Raw genomic sequence first — 19,932 nt, 5'->3', positions numbered from 1 at the left:
GCCGCAGGCTCAGGCTTTAGCCCAGAGGCTCAAAGCAGAACAATCTATTACGTGTGATCGGGAGCAAGCGTCAGATGAACCATAAGCAACGCAACAGCAGTCACGCCGAGGCGAGCGGTATGGCAACCCCAGCGGAAGCCATTGATGAGACGGTGGCAACTCACTACCGTGCGCCAAGGACCTTCAGCTTCCGGGGAGCGTATTCTAGAAGACGTCTGTTAGCGACCTGTCGCACGTTCCCACGTCGATGCCAGCGACGCACGGTCGGGTGCTCAGCAGCTTTGTTTAATCTGGAAGGTTTTCCTGACAGTAGCGCCAGCAAACATCGGGTGGGAGGTCTGGTTCCGGGCACTTTTGCCGTCAAGCACGTGTCGAGCCGCATCGGCGGCGGATACATCGGGAGGCGAAGCGAACCCGGCACGCCCAGCAGCGGAACAGGCTATGGGAGCCAACAAAGGTTTCCTTTTGTAACAGTACATTTCGTAGAACAAACGGTGTTCAGGTCTTGTCTTTTGCTTTGACACCGCATCCAAGCGCTGTAGGTCATTACCATCGCCGCGGCCCGGCATACATCCGATGAACGCGATCCCCGCCACTTGCCATGCGGAAGGTCATTCCAGCCGAGTCTTTCGCGGAGATTAAGTAAGATAGAAGCGATCACCGTCGCTCAGGCTGAGGCCTTTTCTGAACAGAAGTTGCTACGAGCGGCGTTGCGACACACTCTGCAAAATGGCATCGCGAACCGCGCCCGGCCGCTCCATCGGCAGGAAATGAGTCGTTTCGGCAATGACTCGCACTTCGGCAGAAGGCAACGAGGCGCGCATTTTTTTGCGTGCAGCTTGCGAAAAGGTTGAAGCGCGTTCCGCGGCCAGGGCAATCACCGGACACCGCAACTGACGAACACCGGGCCAGGGGTTGTGTTCGGTGTGGGCGAAGGTCGTGCTCTCCCAGTCCGGCGAGCAGGCCAGCCGGACGTGATCTCTTTGAGGTACGAAGCCATACCGGACATACGCTTCGAGCCACGCCTCGGGCCAGGTCTTGAAGCCACCGCGGCCACGATAGTTATCGAGGGCCGCCGTGTGCGAGTCGAACACCGCTCGCCGACGTGCGGCTCCCGCGGCCAACGCAAACCGATGTGACCGGCGTAGCAGTTTGGCCAACCACAGCATGCGCCCTTGCCAGGGATCCATGATCACCGGCTCCGCCAGAATGAGTCCTTGCACTTTGTTCGGCTGTCGAGCTGCCGCCATGATGCTGGCGGTGGCGCCGATGGAGTGGCCTGCCAGCCAAACAGGCTCATCCAGGCTATCCAGCAGGGCAGTCAGGTCTCCATAGTAGGTCTCCCACCCACGGAAGCCTGAAGCATCCGCCGCGCCGGCGCTGGCTCCATGCCCCCGCATGTCCCAAGCCAGAACATTGCAGCCAGCGGAAAGATCGTCAAGGAGAGGTTCGTAGAGGCGGCCATGAAAACCCGTCGCGTGGGCCCAGTGCAGCGTGGGGCGCCCTTTGAGCCGTGGCCAGCGCCACAGTGCAATCTGCTGGCCGTCCGGGGCCTGGAACCCGTCGCGCTCGGCTAAATTCGGCTTATCGTTCATGAACACCTTGTCTGGCTGCCGTGGTTGGGAACAGCAACTGAACCCGCCCGATAGCATTCGGCGCGTTCTTTTCATCCTGCCAGCAGCTCACCTGTACCAAGCTGGTGCGGCGACCTTGGCGAACGATCTCTGCGCTGGCGAAGGTGGGTTGTGCTTGCGCTGACCGAAGGTAATTGATGTTGCTATCCAGAATACGCGGACAGCGACCCTCCGCATCTTCGCGCTGCGCCGCCACCCGCGCGGTTATCTCTATCAGCGCCCCAAGAACCCCGCCATGCAGGGCAGGTAGCATGAAGTTGCCAATCAGCGACTCGCGGTAAGGCAAGCAAACCTGTATCTCGGAATGATTTTGTTGGACGTGAAGTCCAAGGTGGACAGCGTAGGGAATGCGCTCCAGCAAGCTCTGCCAGGCAGCACAACTGTTGCTGCTCTCCCGCAGGTCTGGGCTTGACTGTGGTGAGTCGGCACTGTGGCTCATGCTTCTCCCTTTCGTCCTGAGGCAGTCCGGAAACTTCGGCCCCGGGTGTTGCGCATAAAGGTCGCTCTGCCCGTGGCCACCGGCTGATTATCGCCTTCAGAGAGGACGTCACAATGGATGAATGCGACCTCGTCGTTTAGATGGCGGCATGTGGCAACCGCCGACAAGGTGCGGTCGCTGACCGCAGGCCGGAAATAATCCATACGGATATCGAGCGTGGCGATGGGAGACAGATCCTGAGCCTCGGCGAATACGGCCAGCCCGCTGGCTGAGTCTGCCAGCGAATACAGAACACCTGTACAGATTTCCTCTGTGCCCTCGTCGGCGAGCATCCAGGGCTGTGGGGTTAGGCTCATACAGACCTGATTCCCGCTGATAGAGACAACCTGCATACCCAGATCCCTGCCGTGGGGAACCTGTTCGGTGAACTGCCAAGCGGTCCTCGCGGCGTCACTATGCACGCTCTTTGATTCAGTCATCAGGTTTGCGCACCCTGAATCGGGTCTCGCGCAGGTGCGGCAGTGCTGGGGCGGTAGCTGTTCATAGGTGCTCGGCATGTCATGTTGGTCAAAACAGTTATCGTGCTGAATTTTGGTTGGTCCACTAACTAAAAGTCAAGCGCGCGTTCGGTATATAATGGAGGCTATCCACGTGATGGCGTACCATCAATGCAAAAGGTTGGGCAGTGGCCGCTCCGATGAACAATATGCCGGCCTGCAGAGGAGGTGCTTAATTATGGTGCACAAACAGGCCCCACCTGTACGCAAACTGGACGATCAGGGCAAAATTTTATCCAACGCGGCCCGACTTTTTCGCGAGAAAGGATTCGAGAAGACTTCGCTCAAGGAGATCGCAGAGGCTTGTAACATGCTACCCGGGAGTCTGTACTATCGTTACAGCACCAAGGAAACACTCCTTGTCGAACTAATGCGACGGGGGGTCGGCCTGGTTACAGCAGAGGTTGAAATGGCGTATGCCGACTCGGATGATCCTGTGCAGCAGTTGCGTTTTTGTATCAACGCACACCTGCGCGCCCTGTTGGTTGATCCGGACACGGTTTACGCGCTTTTATTTGAATGGCGCTCGCTGGGCCCGGAGGCCCGCGAGGAAATTGTCGCCTTACGTGACCAGTATGAGTCCCTTTGGGCCGAGATCCTCGCAGTGATGATTGAGAAGGGCGTTATCAAGAAAAACGTTGATAGCCGCTTGCTTCGCCTGATCGGTTTCGGGGCGCTCAACTGGGTGGCAACCTGGTTCGATCCCAACGGTGATCATTCACTTGAAGCAATTGGTGATTTTGTTTGGCAGATCGCTATCGGCGGGGTTATCACTAAAGGTGTCCAGTCATAGGTACTGGTTACACCATCCGCGGGGCTGGCACGCTTCTCGACCCGCTAACCAACTTCCTGAGCCCCGCCCTGGATGTGTTTGATATAGACGCTACTCTTCAGAAACCCGGTCGCAAGGAACTGAATCTCGGGCATGTACGTAGCCTGGGCTTCCACAACGTGGACAACTTCTATATCTCCCTGACCCAGGGCGGCGGAAACTCTTTCGTTAATGACAACGGAAGTGTAAACGGCGCACTCTGGTCCCAGCACCTGGGCGACAACCCCGTTATTCCCGCGTCACGTCCGGATCTTCCGGGCTGGAATATGGTCATGCCCTTTAACGACCCAGCCAACCACAGGAAGGTTTTGTGGAGGCGCACGTCGACATCGTACCGGCGCTATCGCAAATTTTTCTGGGTGTCGGTGATGATAACCCGCGCCAGAGTTACCGTCCGGTATTCTGATTTTCGGGTAGGCGGAGTAACAGAGTACTTCTCCTGTTCGGGCCTGCTCAGAACCCATTGTCGTCCTCCGCGCGGTAAAGCTGGACCGACTAGAAGCGTCGATGCAGTCTCGGAACCTGGCGCAGCTTTTACTACTCGTCTTTATTTTTCTAGCTCCCGTGCGCCTGCAGCAGCATTTCGTCGAGAGCGTGAGGGCAAGCACACGCCTAACCGTCAACGGGCTAAATACACGTAGTCAAAATTGCATCTTGTAGCAATAGAGAAGGAGCTTGCCCCGCCTGTGGATCTGAAATAGAGCAGGCAGAAGGTGAGGTGGTCAATTTTTCATCACTGAGGAGCAAAATCGAACAATCTAGTTCAGTCGTTTTTGTGACTATTCTCGATTCCTAGCCCGGATTTCTCATAGTAGTCCCTGATGGGCGGATGCCTGAGGATATCCCGGTTTTCGGTGTCTCGTCCGGGGTTTTTTGATCAGATATTAATCAATTCCTGATGTGCAGACACAATTCCCCCTTTCCCCCATTACTGACGGGCCGGGGGAGCCCGCTGATCTAGGTGGGCACCAGCCGCTGAACCAGGGCTGATAATTCTGTCTTATACGGATAGCTATCACTCATCAACACCCGGATTCGGCGGGTATTGCGGATGATCACAGCGCCGACCTTGATCAGTTTCAACCGCAGGGTGCCAGCGCTCATGCGCTCGAAGGGCGTGCTTTTCAGATGCACCCGCAGACGCTCGAATAGGGTGTAGGCAAAGCCGGAGAGTATCAGCCGCCACTGATTGGTCCACCATTGGGTACTCGATGTGCGGTCGGCAAACAGATCCAGCTGCTGATCCTTGATCCGGTTTTCCATGTCACCGCGGGCGCAATACTGTTCGTAGTAGAGCTTGAACCCCTCGTCGTAGCGGGAGCTGATGACGAAGCGGGGATTCGGACCCTGGGGGCCGTATTCCAGGCGGGCGACGACCAGCCGTTCCTGCTGCCAGCTTCGGGCCTTGTAGTTAAAGCGGAACGTAACGGCCAGCTTGTCGCCGGTGGCTTCATGATATTCCTGGACCTTGTCCATGGCGGGTGCCGCCAGGGTTTCCAGCCGCGTATTGCGCGCCATGCCCACGATGTAATCCACCTGGTTGTGGTCACACCAGGCCAGGATTCGGGGCTTGCAGAAGTGGGAATCACCCCGGAACACAATGCGGGTTTCTGACCAGTAGCGCCGGATAAACCGCACCAATAGGGCTAGAATGGCCCAGCTGTGCCGGGCATCACCCCGATTACTGGTGCGCAGATAGCTCACCAGCAGGTGCCGTCCGCAGAAGACATACAGCGGGAAGTAGCAGTGGTGATCGTAGTACCGGTTGAAGAACTTGCCCGGCTGGTCGCCGTGCACCGGAATATCCGTGCCGTCGAAATCCAGCACGATTTCCTTTGGCGGCTTGTCGTGCTGCTCAATGAAATGATGCCAGAGCAGCTCATGGGCCTTCACGATGGTTTGCCGGTCCACGGCCTGTTCCATTCGGCAGAGCGTGGACTTGCCGGCCAGGACGGAGACCTCACCCGTGGCGGATTGCAGCGCCTGATCAAAGCGTAGCGCTTCATGGTCATTCAGGTCTTCGTATCCGCCGGCCACGCCGTAGACCCGTTGCCGGACCATGGTATCGAGTTGGTGACGAACCATCGTGGAATCCCGCTGATCGACCAGAGTCTCGGCCAGTCGCTGGGTTAACTGGTGTTGCTTATCGACTTCGCGTAATAACAACAAGCCAGCATCGGAGGTGATGTGGCCTCCGGAGAAATCGGCTTCAATCTGACGGCGGAACAGTGGCGAGAAGGTCAGCTTTTCGGGTACCATTTTGGATGCGGCTTCTGGTGGTTCGTTTTTGGTGTAAGGTCCTGAAATGTTACCACTTTAAGCCGCTTTTTCCTTCCTCCTCATGAGAAATCCGGGCTAAGAAGCAGGTCCAGTTTAGCCATATCCAGCTTTATGATGACGCGCTTCTGTCCATATATTCCTGCATCAGCTTCATGCAGTGCTCTTGGGCCATTTCTCCGTCACTACCGTCTTTTGAGTGCAGTTTTTGCATCATTTCCATCATTTTTCGATGCTCTTGCTTACCTTGCGCCCCGGTCTCGACGGTCTTGTTCGGATAAGAGCGAGCGTCGTTGATGCGGTCCACCAAACCCCCATTTGGGCTGGCTGCGACACTGCCTCCAAACCCAATAGCCAGAGAGAATAAAGTAATTTTGCTGATAGTGTTCATGTGTATAGCTCCAGTTGTCATCGTATTTCCAACTACAATTACATCACAGCGAACTGAAACCAGCCTGAAATATAAACGTAAATAGCTATCTTAAAGTTGAATCGCCACCAATAACCTAGACACGTCCCAGCCGTTCTTGGAATCGGGTCTCGAACTCTACCGGTGGTAAGAAGTCATTTGAACCATGTTTCCGTTTGCCGTTATAGAAGATCTCGATGTAATCAAAGATATCGGCCCTGGCGTCTTCGCGTGTCGTGTAGATCCTCCTCTTCACCCGCTCACGCTTCAGTAACTGGAAGAAGCTTTCTGCCACTGCATTATCATGGCAGTTGCCTCTGCGGCTCATGCTGCTTTCCAAACCATGGCTCTTGAGGAAAGCTTGCCAGTCATGGCTGGTGTACTGGCTTCCCTGATCCGAATGCACCATGACCTGATGCTTCGGACTGCGTCGCCAGATTGCCATCAACAGCGCATTCAGCACGATGTCCTTGGTCATGCGTGGCTGCATCGACCAGCCAATCACTTTGCGCGAAAACAGATCCAGAACCACCGCCAGATAAAGCCAACCCTCGTGGGTGCGGATGTAGGTGATATCGGTCACCCACGCCTCATCCGGCCGCTGAGGGCTGAACTGGCGCTGCAAGCGGTTAGGTACGACAACATGATTCTCTCCGCCTCGAGGTCGTGGTGAGCGATATCCCACCTGCGCTTTCAGGCCTTCTTCTCGCATGAGCCGGTGGACGCGGTTGATGCCGCAGACCTCACCGACATCTCGCAGATCGGAATGAATCTTCCGGTAGCCGTAGACGCCGCCGGACTCCAACCAGAACTGCTTAATAAGACCGGTCAGGCGGAGGTTGGCTTTTCGACGATCTGACGCTGGAGTGTGCAGCCAGGCGTAAAAACCGCTCGGTTGAACTTCTAGCATCCGGCACAGCCAACGGATGGGCCACCGAGCCCGATGATCCTTGATAAAGGCGTACCTCAGTCGGACTGCTTTGCGAAGTACGCCGCGGCTTTTTTTAAGATATCCCGCTCTTCCGTTGCCCGTTTCAGCTCCTTCTGGAGTCTTCGAATCTCCGCTTGAGCATCCGACAGCTCCCGATGCTCACGAGAATCCGGACCAAACTTCTTGATCCAGGCGTACAGGCTGTGGGTCGTGATATCGAGCCGTTTAGCCACGTCGGCAACCGAGTGACCACGGTCTACCACCTGCTTAACGGCTTCAATCTTGAATTCTTCGGGATAGCGCTTCGCGCTCATCTAAACACCTCTCTTGCAGTCAGTTTATCTAACTGAAAGGTGTCTAGGAAACTGATGGCGATTCAAGTCTATATAATAAATATATGTTTGCATGCATCAAAAGCACGTATAAATAATAAGTATAAAAATTTCAGTTTCATTTCAGTTTAGTGTGAGAATATCTTCGATGTAGTTAGCTCAGTACTTGAGCACTCCGAAATTGGAGTGCTCTTTTTTCTCTGCAGGCAGTATTCCTACCTATGTCAGATGAGCATCGTTGGCAGCACCAATTCGGCTTGTACTCGGTTACTCGATCCTATCCTTGACTCAGCATGTATTAACAACGTGTGGTATTTTGAAGGTTAAACTGCGTCGTGTTGGGTTTTGCGAAGCTGAGAAAATGTCGATAATCTCATGTGAGGCTCATTAAATACCCAACTGGTAGCCGCTTTTTGAACCCTACAGTGATACTGGGAAACTGGAACGGGCGAGCGGATGTATTAGATGCGGCGGTGTACGCTATGAAACAACTTGCCAAGGTTTAACTGAACCCCATATATATCTCACGCCCTGGCAGTTCAGTGTGCAGCCAAGGCAAGCTTGGGCCCGCCTTGGCACATCGGATAAGGTCCAATCAGAATAGTAGTTTCGCACCTACAGTTAGGAACCAACCGTCGGCGTCTTCACCGTGCTCGTTGGCGAAGTCCTCCGTCTTTCCATACAGCCGCTCGTAGACCACCCCGACATAGGGCGAAAAAGCCCGGTCTATCAGGTCGTAACTGAGCCTGGCGCCCAACTCGGTACTGCTCAGGCCCGAGCCGACGCCCGCTTCCTCATCGCTTGAGAACGCCACATCAATGTCGGCGGAGGGAGTGAGGATGAGATAGTTGGTTAACAGTAACTCGTATTCGATGTCCACATCGAACGAGGTATCGCCTTTCTCGCTCACGTAGAAGTTAGTATCGACTTCGAACCAGTAGGGCGCAAGCCCCGCCAAGCCAATTAAACCATAGGTTCGGTTCGGCCCTTCGGGGGTATCGAATCGCACACCGGCTTTGATATCGAAGAAATCCCAGAGCGGCTTCTGCAGGACAAACTGGTTCTCCAGGGTTTCAAAAGCCCGTTCCTCCAGAACGTATTCGCCCTCGGTTATCCAGCGGAATTTTAGCTCGTCCGTGCCAATGAAGGCATCGCCATTCCAGACGCCAAGCTCTTTATCAGTGTCGCTATAGCGATACTCCAGCTCTTCCATCTGCAGTCCGTAAAAGACATTCGGCTCTTTCTCGGCCAGGGTATTTTCCTGGGCCAAAACCGAACCGGTGAACAGAGCGGGCAGCAGGAGGCTCGAAGCGGTTACCTTTAACATCTTCTTTCTCATGAATCTGACCCCTTCACAGTACTAGCCTGAGCAGCTGAAGTCGGCTCTGACCATCCCTCATCACCAGGCCCGCCTTCGACCACGACCTTGCGGAACATACCGGCGTCAGCGTGATAAGACAGATGGCAGTGGAAAGCCCATTGACCTTCTGCGTCGACTTCCGTCTCCATGTAGACCGTTGTGCCGGGGGCTACGCTGACGGTGTGCTTGATCGGATTCCATTTGCCTGCGCCCACATCGAGAATCGACCACATGCCGTGCAAATGCATGGGGTGGGACATCATGGTCTCATTGACCAACTTGAAACGGACACGTTCGCCATATTGCAATCGGATAGGGTCGGCATCCTCATACTTCACGCCATTGATCGACCAGATGTAGCGCTCCATGTTGCCGGTTAGCCGCAGCTCTATCTCACGGGTCGGTTCACGATCTTCGTACAGTGGATTCTGAGCTCTCAGGTCTGCATAGGAGAGAAATTTACCACCGTTGAAGGCTTCAGGCGTCAAACCGCTACCCTCGGCGTAGAAGGGATCACTCGGCCCCGCGGAATCTGCACTCATCCCTTGGCCCATATTGGAGTGGTCCATACCCTCCATGTTGGAGTGATCCATACCTTTCATGTTGGAATGGTCCATACCCTCCGTGTTGGAATGATCCATGCCTTTCATGTTGGAATGGTCCATACCCTCCATGTTGGAATGATCCATACCCGGCATCCCCGACATATCGGCCATAGTCAATTCCGGCGGTTCGCGTAGCTCGGGAACTTCGGCCACCATGTTCTGGCGGGGGGCCAGGGTTCCGCGGGCATAGCCGGAGCGGCCCATGGACTCGGCAAAGATCGTATAGGCCCGATCTTCCTTTGGCTGGACGATAACGTCGAAGGTTTCAGCAACGGCTATGCGAAACTCACCGACCTTCACTGGCTGGACGTTGTTGCCATCCGCCTGGACCACCGTCATTTCCAGACCGGGAATACGGATATCGAAGTAGGTCATCGCCGACGAGTTGATAAACCGCAGCCGGATCCGCTCGCCGGGCTTGAACAACCCCGTCCAGTTCTGCTCGGGACCTTCGCCGTTGATCAGCGCCGTAAAGCCCTGCACATCTTCAACGTCTGAAGACATCATGCGCATATCACCCCACGCCATCCGGTCGGCAAGTGCAGCCTGAAAACCCTCATCGGCGACATCCTCAAAAAAGTCGCCCACGGTCTGCTGCTGACGGTTGTAGTAATCCGGCATCATCTTCAGGTTGCGCATGATGCGGTCCCCCGAGTGGGGATGCTGGTCGGTCAGTTGTACCACGTAATCTCGGTCGTACCGGAACGGCTCCCGGCCTTCGGGTTCGATAACAATTGCACCATAGGCGCCGTTCGGTTCCTGGAAGCCGGTATGGCTGTGGAACCAGAAAGTGCCCGTCTGAACGATGGGGAACTCATAGGTGAACGTTTCGCCGGGCGCGATGCCAACAAAGCTGATATCGGGAACGCCATCCATCTGGAAGGGCAGGATCAGTCCATGCCAATGGATAGACGTAGGCTCGTCCAGGTTATTGGTAACATTGATGGTGACGTCTTCGCCTTCCTTGAACCGGAGGACAGGGCCGGGAGAGCTGCCGTTATAGCCAATCCCTTCTTTTTCGAACTCCCCCGTGTTAATAGTGACCCGATCCACGGAAATGTCGTATACGTCGCCCAGCGCGAACGCCGGCGCCAGCATTGCGAAAACCAGCACTGCCAACAGGCCATGCGGCTTTCCGGTCGTGTATTTTCTCATATCAGTTCCTGTTCGGAGCCGGGCTCCGGGTACGGTTAACAAAGGCCGGACAGAGCATTACTGAACTTCGATCTGGCCCATCATTCCGGCGTCATAGTGTCCCGGTACATTGCAGGCAAATTCCAGATCGGCGTTCTCGCCAAAGGTCCAGACGACCTCCGCGGACTCACCGGGCTCGAGCAACACGCTATTTGGATCGTCGTGCTCCATGGTTTGGCCGTTGCCCATATCCATCTTCATCATCTCGCGATTGATCGAGTCGCCCTGGATGACGCCGTGCTCGACCATCATCATCATTTCGTCCTGATGGGCGGCGTGCATGGCGGCGGTGCCGATATTAAACTCGTGAACCAGCATGCCCTCGTTCTTGACCACGAACCGGACCGTTTCGCCCTCGTCTACGTTAATTTCTTCCGGATCGTAATAGTTGTCATACATGACGACCTCGACCGTGCGCGATGCCTCGGCAGCCTCACCTGGCTGACCTATAGTGCTGTCGGCATGATGACCGTCACCATGTCCGGGAGCGGCTAGAACGACGCCTGAGAGGGAAAGGGTCAACGAGGCAATCACGGAAACTAATCGGTGCTTTTTCATCGGGTTTTAACTCCTGGGTAAGTAAGTCGTTCGGTGGTCGTAGTGCCCACCGAAGGGACGGCAACCCCTGCACAAGTAGCAGGACAAAGGGCCACCCCGGACTGAACAGGCCACAAGATGCCAGATCAAGCTGAACCCTTGCTGAAAATCTGGGAAGACTGGTGACAATCGACTGATCTCAGGCCATTGGACCGGTTTAAGGGCATAGTGCGTACAGACCTGGCTTTGCACAGCCGCGCCAGGGCGATTTTGAAATGAGGCATCGCTTGATAGGTTTTTCAGTTCGGATTCAGGTTTAGGAGGACAATGTCACGCTGTAAGTTAACGCCAGCTCGCTGACGGCGACAGCATTGGCAATTTCGAAGTGATGAGAGGAGTTCACCATGCGGCTGTTGCTCGTCGAAGACGATGAAATGCTGGCGCTCAGCCTGACCCGCTTTCTACGGTCGGCCGGGTTTGCCGTGGACCACGTCAGCTCTGCCCAGAACGCCAGAGCCATGGGCTTACAGGAGGATTACCGCGCGGCCGTCCTCGACATAGGCCTACCGGACGGTAGCGGGCTTGAAGTGCTCGAAACCTGGCGCCAGGCCCGGTCGGAGGTGCCCGTGCTGCTACTAACGGCGCGGGGCGGCTGGCAGGACAAAGTCAATGGCCTCAAGGCCGGAGCTGACGATTATCTGGCGAAACCCTTTCATGCCGAGGAGCTAGTCGCTCGCATTAATGCCTTGATTCGACGCAGCGAGGGCCGTGTCCACAAAGTGCTGCAAGCTTCGGGGTTCGAGTTGGATGAGGAACGCAAGCGAGTCAGGACACCCGAAGGGGCTTGGCATGGCCTCACGGGGACCGAATTTCGGCTGCTGCGTTGCCTGATGGCGAGGCCGGGGCGAATTTTTTCTAAAGAAGAGCTATTGGAACAACTCTACAACCTGGATGCCGACCCCTCGCACAACGTCATCGAAGCGTACATCCGCCGGCTACGCCGTCTGATCGGACGGGATTCCATTACAACGTTACGCGGTCAGGGCTATGTTTTCGATACGTCCCAGTAAGGTCACCCGCTCCCTTCGCACAACACTGCTCTGGTGGCTTTTACCGTCCGCCATCGTCTTTATGGGAGTGGCCTGGCTGATCCACGGCTTTTTGCTAGAGCAGATGTCGCGGGACTTTGTCCACGAGCGTCTGCATCAGGAAGCAGAATTTCTGGAGCGACAAGTCCGGCAAACATATCCCGACTTTGATGCCGCACTGCTCGCAGATAGCTACTTCCATGAGGTTTTTCACCACACCTTTGCGTTGCGTATTGGCGATAGAGTCGCTTTCTCCCACCCAAGCCGGCAAGACAAATTCCAGCCCTGGCTCCAGAATCCGCAGACGAACTTCCTGACGATCGAGGGGGATGAAACCGGTGCGAGTTTTCTCGCCTTTCGTAAGGCGTTCGAAATGGCGGGTGAGCCAATAGTGATTATCGTAGCTGAAGACTATAGTTTGTTGGCAGACAGCCAGCAGGAACTGCATCTCTGGACTGCTGTCGTCTCCGCCGCGCTACTGCTATTTCTCGTCCTGCTGATTCTACTTGCGGTGCATATTGCGTTAAGGCCTGTGAAGCAGCTCCAACGAGAGCTGGGTGATTTGCGAGCCGGGGCCCGCGACCGCCTCAGCTTATATGTGCCTAATGAGTTCGAGGGCCTCATTTTCGAGCTGAACCGCTTGCTGGACACGCTGGACACTCGTCTGGAACGGTCCCGCCAGGGAATGGCTAATTTATCCCACAGTATCAAAACGCCAATCGCTGCCTTGACACAAATTCTGGCTGATCGGGATACACCGGTCGAAGGGCCCCTGCGGGAGCAGATGGTCTCTCGTCTGGTCGACCTGGACAGCCAACTGGAAGCCGAAATGCACCGCAGTAGCTTTGCGGGCCCCCAGGCCGGAAAGACCGCAGCGCCTGAGACCCAGGTGCGGGAAATTGTCTGGATGCTGGGCAGGCTCTACGAAAACAAGCAGTTTCACATGGAAACGGACCTGGAGCAGCCGCGATGGCCGGTAGAGGAGCACGATTTCAGTGAGTTAATCGGCAACCTTGTTGATAACGCCGGAAAGTGGGCTAAATCCGAGGTGCTCGTCAGACTAACCCAAAGTCAAAACGAACTCGTTTTAGAGGTAGAGGATGATGGACCCGGTGTCGAGCCTTCTGCTCGGGCTGGCTTGGGCAGTCGAGGACTGCGCCTTGATGAGCAGACTGAAGGGCACGGGCTCGGCCTGGCGATAGTGCGAGACATCGTGGAGAGATACAACGGCCACCTCGTGTTTTCAGATGGTAGACTGGGCGGGTTGCTGGTGAGAATCAATTTAACCAAAACTTAGTGCTTGCTGTAGCGCGTTCAGGTCGCGGAGAGCCCGCTCCGAGGTTCGTTCTTAGTCGACATACAGGGCTGTGACCGAAGATTGTCGAACAAGAGGGCAAGTCTCCTAATTGACTACCGGTGTCGGTGCTTCCTATCAGCCGCAGGAAACCAGAGCGGCTATCCAGGCGCTACCAAAACACACCTGCGCGGCGAGCTAACAGCATAACTCATTTACTCGAGCCGGCCTTGCTACGGGAACTCCGGTAGCAGAGATTGCTAGCGAATCATTGCGATCGGCCCCGCTACAGTTCTTAGACTCTTGCCTCTTGCCTCTTGCCTCTTGGCTACTGGGAAATCCCGTGGTGTTCCTTTCAGCACGAAGATACTAGACCGCCCGCATCAGATGGACCGCAAACCACTCCTTTGGATCGGTCCAATGGGCTACCGGCTCAAACCCCGCCCCTTGAGCGAGTTTCAGAAACGTATTGGGCGCGTACTTGTAAGAGCTTTCAGTGTGGATGCTTTGCCCCGCTGCAAGACTGAACTGGTCTTCGCCGACGCGAACAGGGGTGTCGCGTTTGCAGACCAAGTGCATCTCGATGCGGCCCAGGTCCGCGTTGTAAAACGCCTTATGGACGAAGTCTTCTCTCAGGAAGCGACAATCAAGCCTTTGGTTGAGGTGTACCAGCATGTTCAGATTGAACTGCGCGGTGAGTCCCTGTGCGTCGTTGTAGGCGGCCTCAAGGGTTGCTTGGTCTTTGGGCAGGTCGGTGCCTATCAGTAGATGCCCTCCTGATGGTCCGGCCAGCCCGCGGAAATTCTGAAGCAGAGCCTGGGCATGCTGCGGATCGAAATTGCCGATAGTCGACCCGGGGAAGAAAATCAGCCGGCCTTCGTCTGGGATCGAGTCGGGCAGGATATGCGAGCGCGTGAAGTCACCGCAGATGGCGTCTACTAACAGGTTGGGGTGAGATGAAGCCAGGCGTCTGCAGCACTTAACAAGAAAATCCCGGGAGATCTCGATCGGGGCATAATGAGTCAGCTTTTCATCGCGCAGAAGAGTCAACGCCTTGTCGCAATTGCCGCTCCCCGGCTCTACAAGGACGTTGCGATCATCGACGTAGGCCAACATCTCGTCTATGTGCCTGGCAAAGATGGCTGCCTCGGTGCGGGTAGGGTAATACTCGGGCGTTGCGGTAATGGCATCGAACAGGGCTGAGCCTCTGGCATCGTAGAAAAATTTGGGATGCAGCCAGGGTTGCGCAGCTGACATACCGCTTCTGACCAGCTCCAGGTCGTCATCGACCGGATCGTGTAAGTGGTGCACCCGAAGATTGGGTGGGCTCTCTTGGTTGGAGGCCGGGTTAAGGGCCAGATTGGTATTACGATGCTTGGCGAGAGTTTCCAAAAGTACGCTCCTGCGATAGAGGGGTGAGTCCTTTGGTTCCGGTCCCGGAACCTTATTGTCTTGCTGATCCATTGCTCTACGCCTTGCCCCGTTCAGACCCCTGCGGAGACCTCAAGCGGCAGGGCAGCTGCAGAGTCAGGTCTACGGGGCCGAAAACCGTCAGGACGCACCAGGCATAGCATCTCGCGCTAGCCGCAGACCGGTGAACTGCCACCGGTCTGCGGCGTAGAAAAAGTTTCGGTAGCTAGCGCGACTGTGGCGTGGCGGCGTCGCACAAGAGCTACCGCGAAGGACAAACTGGTTACACATAAATTTGCCGTTGTACTCGCCCAGGGCGCCTGGCGTAACCCGATAGCCCGGATAAGCCCGGTAGGCCGAGGAGGTCCATTGCCAGACCTGTCCGAATAGATCCCGTAGCCCCTTGTTTGGTGTGGTGCCAGTGGGCTGCAGGCGTTTGAGATTGAAGTCGGTTTCCCGCCCCTGCTGTGGTTTGTGGGACTGCCGGCAGGCATGCTCCCACTCTTCTTCTGTGGGGAGGCGTGCGCCAGCCCAGCGGGCGTAGGCATCGGCTTCGAAATAGCTCAGATGGCAGACTGGATACTCGTTGCGCAACGGTTGCTGGCCATGAAGGGTGAAGACTGAAGGTGAGTCGGCATCCAGATCCCAGTAAAGGGGCTGGGTCCAGTTCTGCTCCTGCACCGTGCTCCAGCCATCGGAGAGCCAGAGCTCGGGGCGGCGGTAGCCTCCATCCGCGATGAATTCACCGTATTCCCCGTTAGTGACCAGCTTTCTGCCCAGGGCGAAAGGCTCTAGCCACGCTTTATGCGGTGGGCGCTCATTGTCGAAGCCAAAGCCGTCGTCCGCAGGCTGACCTACGTCCACTAATCCGCCTTTATAGAATTCGAAGCCGGCTTCGCCAGGTTCCCGTTCCGGTAGTTCGGCCTGCATGTAGAAAGGCGCGAGCGGATTGCAGCCGAGATTGTACTTGAGGTCGGTGAGCATCAGTTCTTGGTGCTGTTGCTCATGGTTGAGTCCGAGGTCGAGCCGACTCGATATCTCACCCTGGTCGGCATGGGCCGGCTGGTCCAGTAGGGCTGACATGGCCTTATTGACGTGCTGCCGATATTCCAGGACTTCGTTGAGTCCCGGCCGGGACAGCAGGTGCCGTTGCGAGCGAGGATGCTGTTTGCCGATACCGTTATAGTAGGAATTGAACAGGACCTGAAAGCTTTCGTCGTAGTGCCGGTAACCCGGACTGAAAGGGGTGAGAATGAACGTCTCAAAAAACCAAGTAGTATGGGCGAGATGCCACTTTAAGGGACTGGTGTAAGGCATTGCCTGAAGGTTGCAATCCTCGGCGCTGAGAGAAGCGCATAACAGTTCTGTCTGCTCACGAACTTGCCTGAACCTGAAGCTGTTGTTCAAAGGCGCTTGTTTTAGCATGACTTGCATCCTTGCTTGTTCGGTTTGGCTTTCAGTTGCCGTCTCGAAGACTCCTAAAACCCAAGATATACAGTTGTAGAGAAGGTGGCAGGTAAAACTGAATCTAAACTGAAATTTCTCTTGTTTAACCTTGCGTGATGATAATGCCAAGAACCCGAGCACAGGTACTCTTTACTGCCGCTGCCGGTCGCTTTGATGAGGTTTATGCCGCAGTAGGGCAGCAGCCTAAGACCCTCAGAGAAGTCATCCGCAGACCATTTTTCCAGAAATGCCTCGTTGAGCCGCCTCCGACCACTGGCCGTTCTCGTTGATTCTATGAGTTCCGCAAGCCCTCGCTCAGCGCGAACAGGTAGGTTCGCGCCGGGTGGCATAGAAGGGATAGACAATATAAGGAATGCGGTTGCGAGCTTGGCTGTTTCGGTGCCTTCCGCCCAGTCCCTGATGTCATTCGAAGTAATGACGTCCTGAGTCTCGGGTTCGCTGAGCGGCAACACCAACCGTGTTTTGGAAATAGACAGCTGCATAACCTCTCGGCTAGCGTAAGCATTGAAGAGCCAAGTATAGGGGTAGTGAACATCTTGGGTCAGCAAGAAGCACTTGTCTTCTAAGCCCGTATACTTTGACGCTAAGTAAAGAAAAAGCCGTTAACACGGGGGAATCCCGAAGTACCAACGGCGATAATGTTTTTGCGGACGGTGATGCCCCCCATTTCACCTCCGCCCGGACGCTCTCTCGGCCGTCCGGCCCTATTCTTGCCGAGCTCGGTTTACGGGCTCGGCGCCAAACTCGGTAGTGGCGAATCAGGCGCCGCTACCGAGTTGTTAAGCACCTCACTTTCGCCCAGCGGATAAAGCGTCTCACACGGGCGCTTCTCGCCCGTGCAGTTGCGCATTCTTCCTATCGATTAAACTGAATCTGAATCAACCTGGAGAACCTGATGAAAAAACTTATAGTCAGCTTGTTCTGCGCGGCTTTCTTGGCCGGATGTAGTGAGCCTGAAGCGGTCTACGAACAGTCAGAAAAGATGAAAATGGGCCACGGGCTGGTCGTCAAAATAGCAGGAAACTCGGAGTATGCGACCGCCCTAATAAAGCACAGATTCAATTCTTATGAATTCGAAGGGGTTTTGCTTGAGGGTGGAAAGGGAATAAGCCACGTTTTTAAAGGGGTGCAGATGTCGACATAAGTTTGTCTAATGACGTGTTATCAGCCAGGTGCGTCCCAGGGAAATTGTGCTATTCCCGGGAATGGGAAGGTGCATTCAGGATAGGCATCAAGTTTACCGATCAAGAAGTGGCCTGGTATGACAGCAAGCTACAAAAGCGTTTAGTCGCTATTGAAGAGCAACTGGCGGCCGATCGTTGCCCGAGATCCACGGCGATGTTGAAAACAGCTAGATAAACGCTAAAGACACAAATCCGAATTCTCGCTCCTCACGGAGAGAATCAGGCAGCTGGCCTGGCCAATAGGCAAATCAGCATAACGTTTTTGCAAAATCATCGGTTAACCCCCTGGGGACAATTATCCCCGGAAGGGGAATTGTCTCCTCTTACTTAGGAGACAGTCATGTCAGTTCAAATCTTTAACTCACGATTCGAGGGTATCCGCGCTAAAGCAGAGATGGTCATCAGCCACCTGATAGGGCTTCTCGACTCCGGGTATTCTCTTTGCTGTGCTTCGTCAATGGGAAAAGACAGCTCAGCAGTATTGGTCCTAATGTTTGAGGCTATGCTTCGAGCAAAAAGCAACGGGACTCAGCTACCACAATGCTTCTTATCGCACAGCAACAGTGGTCTGGAGAACCCAGCTATGGACTCCTACACCGGGGAGATGTTGCTGGCAGCAGAAAGCTTCGTAGAACAGCATGGTTTGCCTTTGCGTATCCTGTCTGTGGAGCCGGCTCTCGCCTCATCCTTCTTTTACGCGACTATCGGACGCGGAAAGTTACCCATCTTTGTGGACTCCAAGCACAGACAGTGCAGTGTCGACTGGAAAGTGCGTCCCCAACATAAAGCTCTTCGGTTAATCCGTAAGCAACTGCCTAAAGAGCAGCAGCTCGTGATCCTGGTTGGTACTCGTGAATCCGAATCGGCCGCTCGCGGTGAGCGGATGCGAGCGGCAGGGCATAAGGCACATTCGCTTGTCCAAACGGATGACGAAGGGGTCTTTACCAACGCTTGTATAGCTGACTGGGAAATGACAGACGTATGGAACCTCTTGCTCAGCTGTGACCGGTCGAGGCAGGGTATTTATCAAACCTTCGTTAAAAACTTCAATCACACCCTGGATCTCTATAAAGCGGCCAATGAGGGTACCTGCGTCATTGTCTCTGGGGATGGAGGCAACAGGGCAGCTTGCGGCGCACGGCAGGGCTGTGGGATATGTCCTGTTACCGGCGACAGAGATAAGTCGATGGAAGCTATGATCGCTTCTGAACCAAGTCGATTTGGGTATCTGGAAGGCATTAACAAGCTCAGGAACTTCATTGTTCGAACACAGCACGACCTTTCTCGTCGAGACTGGCTTCAAAAGAGCCTTTCACCGATCGGATATGTCTCGCTGTCACCGGACGGATACTCAGCTTGGATGCGCCGTGACATCTTGCGGTACATGATCACCCTGGATGTTCTTGAGGAGGAAAGGGCAGAGGAACACGCCGCGGCGATTTGTCGTGGTGAGGTCGAACCAACGGTCGAGAACCGGCGGCTGGCTCATCCTCAATTTCAATGGATTACTCCGAGGAACCTGGTGGCCATCGACTTTGCCTGGGGCGTTCATGCCTGTTTCGATCACGCTTTTCCAGCGTTGAGAGAATGGTATGAGATACGGGAGCTCGGCCGGAGATACTTTGTGCCTGAAGTGTCCAAGACCGATTTCCCGCCCAAGAAAATTCCGGAAAAGAGGTTCTTCTACGTTGGCCAATATGGGCATGCGTGGAAACTTGACGGCTTAAGGAATCATTTTGCAGAAGCAATCAACCCTTATAGACGGCCAGGAAAGCCAGGGTTTGGTGCTTACGTGGATTCTGATAGCGGCGAAACACGTCGAGTAACCTATTTCGAGGAGTCTGATGAGCTGACTATTGATGGCGCCACCGCAAATAGCTTCGTGCTTGAGTTTGAAGATCTTTTCTACGAGATTGACGGGCTCGATGTACAGCAAGGTGTGACCTATCTACTTGATCGGGGAATCGTGAAAGTGGGTAGAGGTCAGATTGGGAACTACGACCGTATTGCACGTAGAAGTCAATTTTGGAAACGACTGCAACGCCAAGAGAACGTGGCTGACGTGCAAAAATTCGTGTTGGAGAACTCAATCCCCTCATCCGAGCACACCAAGCTGATGGAACAAGCGCGGCAGGAACAAGAAGTTCAGAGAGAGCAGAACTTTGATCTGTTCGAAAGCGAGCTTGCTGCGTAAACATGGGAGGAGAAAGGTAGCGCCACTTGTGGTGCTACCCCTTTAACAGCGGTTTCACTGGGGGCACGTTTCGTGCCCGCCGGTGAGGATTAAACACAGAGTATTTTTCGCAGAGCATACTTTCGTCCAGGCATTGCTAGAAAAAACACGCAAACCTCCAGGAGGAATGTGCTTCGCGAAAGCTACTA

18 protein-coding genes are annotated in these 19,932 nt (G+C 55.0%); 5 read left to right on the top strand and 13 right to left on the bottom strand.

Features of this window, described 5'->3' with window-relative positions; genetic code table 11:
* Positions 1–698: 698 nt before the first annotated feature.
* Genes soil367_RS18390 through soil367_RS18380 form a run of 3 tightly spaced genes read right to left on the bottom strand, consistent with a single transcriptional unit; the run spans position 699 to position 2,552 of the window.
* A complete protein-coding gene (locus soil367_RS18390; protein ID WP_136550745.1) occupies positions 699–1,595 on the bottom strand; it encodes an alpha/beta fold hydrolase in 897 nt (298 codons plus the stop codon).
* On the bottom strand, positions 1,585–2,073 hold the full coding sequence (locus soil367_RS18385; RefSeq protein ID WP_136550744.1) for a PaaI family thioesterase: 489 nt from the start codon (positions 2,071–2,073) through the stop codon (positions 1,585–1,587). Before soil367_RS18385 ends, soil367_RS18390 begins: the two co-directional genes overlap by 11 nt.
* Positions 2,070–2,552, bottom strand: coding sequence for a PaaI family thioesterase (locus soil367_RS18380; protein WP_136550743.1), 483 nt, complete (start codon positions 2,550–2,552; stop codon positions 2,070–2,072). The genes soil367_RS18385 and soil367_RS18380 overlap by 4 nt, the downstream gene beginning before the upstream one ends.
* Before the next feature lie 256 nt (positions 2,553–2,808).
* Here soil367_RS18380 and soil367_RS18375 point away from each other — a divergent pair, with 256 nt between their 5' ends.
* Positions 2,809–3,423 carry a TetR/AcrR family transcriptional regulator gene (locus soil367_RS18375; RefSeq protein WP_136550818.1) on the top strand — a complete coding sequence of 205 codons (615 nt, stop codon included), beginning with the start codon at positions 2,809–2,811 and terminating at the stop codon, positions 3,421–3,423.
* A gap of 44 nt (positions 3,424–3,467) precedes the next feature.
* Here the strand turns inward: soil367_RS18375 and soil367_RS18370 are convergent, their stop codons facing one another.
* The 7 genes from soil367_RS18370 to soil367_RS18340 form a co-directional block, all read right to left on the bottom strand.
* Positions 3,468–3,674, bottom strand: coding sequence for a hypothetical protein (locus soil367_RS18370; protein WP_136550742.1), 207 nt, complete (start codon positions 3,672–3,674; stop codon positions 3,468–3,470).
* A gap of 745 nt (positions 3,675–4,419) precedes the next feature.
* Complete coding sequence (locus soil367_RS18365) at positions 4,420–5,721, bottom strand: IS1380 family transposase (protein WP_136545945.1); 1,302 nt, start codon at positions 5,719–5,721, stop codon at positions 4,420–4,422.
* A 130-nt stretch (positions 5,722–5,851) separates the two neighbouring features.
* A complete protein-coding gene (locus tag soil367_RS18360) occupies positions 5,852–6,130 on the bottom strand; it encodes a hypothetical protein (protein WP_136550741.1) in 279 nt (92 codons plus the stop codon).
* A gap of 115 nt (positions 6,131–6,245) precedes the next feature.
* A protein-coding gene (locus soil367_RS18355) for an IS3 family transposase (protein WP_136550740.1) occupies positions 6,246–7,393 on the bottom strand; the annotation gives its coding sequence in 2 pieces (ribosomal slippage) (positions 6,246–7,159 and positions 7,159–7,393; 1,149 coding nt in all).
* 613 nt (positions 7,394–8,006) lie between these two features.
* The gene (locus tag soil367_RS18350) at positions 8,007–8,750 is read right to left on the bottom strand and encodes a copper resistance protein B (protein ID WP_136550739.1); all 744 of its coding nucleotides are present in this window, start codon (positions 8,748–8,750) and stop codon (positions 8,007–8,009) included.
* A complete protein-coding gene (locus soil367_RS18345) occupies positions 8,747–10,474 on the bottom strand; it encodes a copper resistance system multicopper oxidase (RefSeq protein ID WP_172962410.1) in 1,728 nt (575 codons plus the stop codon). Before soil367_RS18345 ends, soil367_RS18350 begins: the two co-directional genes overlap by 4 nt.
* A gap of 114 nt (positions 10,475–10,588) precedes the next feature.
* Positions 10,589–11,128, bottom strand: a complete 540-nt coding sequence (locus soil367_RS18340) for a cupredoxin domain-containing protein (RefSeq protein WP_136550738.1) — start codon at positions 11,126–11,128, stop codon at positions 10,589–10,591.
* A 383-nt stretch (positions 11,129–11,511) separates the two neighbouring features.
* On the opposite strand from soil367_RS18340, the gene soil367_RS18335 reads away from it, so the two are divergent.
* Positions 11,512–12,177 carry a response regulator transcription factor gene (locus soil367_RS18335; RefSeq protein ID WP_136550737.1) on the top strand — a complete coding sequence of 222 codons (666 nt, stop codon included), beginning with the start codon at positions 11,512–11,514 and terminating at the stop codon, positions 12,175–12,177.
* Positions 12,155–13,492 (top strand): ATP-binding protein, encoded by a 1,338-nt coding sequence (locus soil367_RS18330; RefSeq protein ID WP_136550736.1) that lies wholly within the window; start codon positions 12,155–12,157, stop codon positions 13,490–13,492. The genes soil367_RS18335 and soil367_RS18330 overlap by 23 nt, the downstream gene beginning before the upstream one ends.
* 366 nt (positions 13,493–13,858) lie before the next feature.
* Here the strand turns inward: soil367_RS18330 and egtD are convergent, their stop codons facing one another.
* From egtD to soil367_RS18315, 3 genes are all read right to left on the bottom strand, one after another.
* The gene (gene egtD / locus soil367_RS18325; protein ID WP_172962423.1) at positions 13,859–14,881 is read right to left on the bottom strand and encodes an L-histidine N(alpha)-methyltransferase; all 1,023 of its coding nucleotides are present in this window, start codon (positions 14,879–14,881) and stop codon (positions 13,859–13,861) included.
* Positions 14,882–15,040: 159 nt separating this feature from the next.
* Positions 15,041–16,324, bottom strand: coding sequence for an ergothioneine biosynthesis protein EgtB (gene egtB, locus soil367_RS18320; RefSeq protein ID WP_246065641.1), 1,284 nt, complete (start codon positions 16,322–16,324; stop codon positions 15,041–15,043).
* Between the two features lie 53 nt (positions 16,325–16,377).
* Positions 16,378–16,848 (bottom strand): hypothetical protein, encoded by a 471-nt coding sequence (locus tag soil367_RS18315; RefSeq protein ID WP_136550733.1) that lies wholly within the window; start codon positions 16,846–16,848, stop codon positions 16,378–16,380.
* Positions 16,849–17,261: 413 nt separating this feature from the next.
* Here soil367_RS18315 and soil367_RS18310 point away from each other — a divergent pair, with 413 nt between their 5' ends.
* Complete coding sequence (locus soil367_RS18310; RefSeq protein WP_136550732.1) at positions 17,262–17,510, top strand: hypothetical protein; 249 nt, start codon at positions 17,262–17,264, stop codon at positions 17,508–17,510.
* Positions 17,511–17,890: 380 nt separating this feature from the next.
* The gene (locus tag soil367_RS18305; protein WP_136550731.1) at positions 17,891–19,744 is read left to right on the top strand and encodes an adenine nucleotide alpha hydrolase family protein; all 1,854 of its coding nucleotides are present in this window, start codon (positions 17,891–17,893) and stop codon (positions 19,742–19,744) included.
* The last annotated feature ends 188 nt before the right edge of the window (positions 19,745–19,932 follow it).

Origin of the sequence: Hydrocarboniclastica marina (genome assembly GCF_004851605.1) — a bacterium.
Classification (GTDB): domain Bacteria; phylum Pseudomonadota; class Gammaproteobacteria; order Pseudomonadales; family Oleiphilaceae; genus Hydrocarboniclastica; species Hydrocarboniclastica marina.
This window is presented reverse-complemented; position numbering and strand designations above follow the sequence as displayed.

Coding starts and splice junctions, on each gene's coding strand:
- egtB (WP_246065641.1), bottom strand. CDS start 16,324: ATGCTAAAACAAGCGCCTTTGAACAACAGCTTCAGGTTCAGGCAAGTT.
- soil367_RS18330 (WP_136550736.1), top strand. CDS start 12,155: ATGTTTTCGATACGTCCCAGTAAGGTCACCCGCTCCCTTCGCACAACA.
- soil367_RS18345 (WP_172962410.1), bottom strand. CDS start 10,474: ATGCTGGCGCCGGCGTTCGCGCTGGGCGACGTATACGACATTTCCGTG.
- soil367_RS18310 (WP_136550732.1), top strand. CDS start 17,262: ATGAAAAAACTTATAGTCAGCTTGTTCTGCGCGGCTTTCTTGGCCGGA.
- soil367_RS18350 (WP_136550739.1), bottom strand. CDS start 8,750: ATGAGAAAGAAGATGTTAAAGGTAACCGCTTCGAGCCTCCTGCTGCCC.
- soil367_RS18360 (WP_136550741.1), bottom strand. CDS start 6,130: ATGAACACTATCAGCAAAATTACTTTATTCTCTCTGGCTATTGGGTTT.
- soil367_RS18315 (WP_136550733.1), bottom strand. CDS start 16,848: ATGCAGCTGTCTATTTCCAAAACACGGTTGGTGTTGCCGCTCAGCGAA.
- soil367_RS18390 (WP_136550745.1), bottom strand. CDS start 1,595: ATGAACGATAAGCCGAATTTAGCCGAGCGCGACGGGTTCCAGGCCCCG.
- soil367_RS18305 (WP_136550731.1), top strand. CDS start 17,891: ATGTCAGTTCAAATCTTTAACTCACGATTCGAGGGTATCCGCGCTAAA.
- soil367_RS18340 (WP_136550738.1), bottom strand. CDS start 11,128: ATGAAAAAGCACCGATTAGTTTCCGTGATTGCCTCGTTGACCCTTTCC.
- soil367_RS18375 (WP_136550818.1), top strand. CDS start 2,809: ATGGTGCACAAACAGGCCCCACCTGTACGCAAACTGGACGATCAGGGC.
- soil367_RS18365 (WP_136545945.1), bottom strand. CDS start 5,721: ATGGTACCCGAAAAGCTGACCTTCTCGCCACTGTTCCGCCGTCAGATT.
- soil367_RS18335 (WP_136550737.1), top strand. CDS start 11,512: ATGCGGCTGTTGCTCGTCGAAGACGATGAAATGCTGGCGCTCAGCCTG.
- soil367_RS18385 (WP_136550744.1), bottom strand. CDS start 2,073: ATGAGCCACAGTGCCGACTCACCACAGTCAAGCCCAGACCTGCGGGAG.
- soil367_RS18380 (WP_136550743.1), bottom strand. CDS start 2,552: ATGACTGAATCAAAGAGCGTGCATAGTGACGCCGCGAGGACCGCTTGG.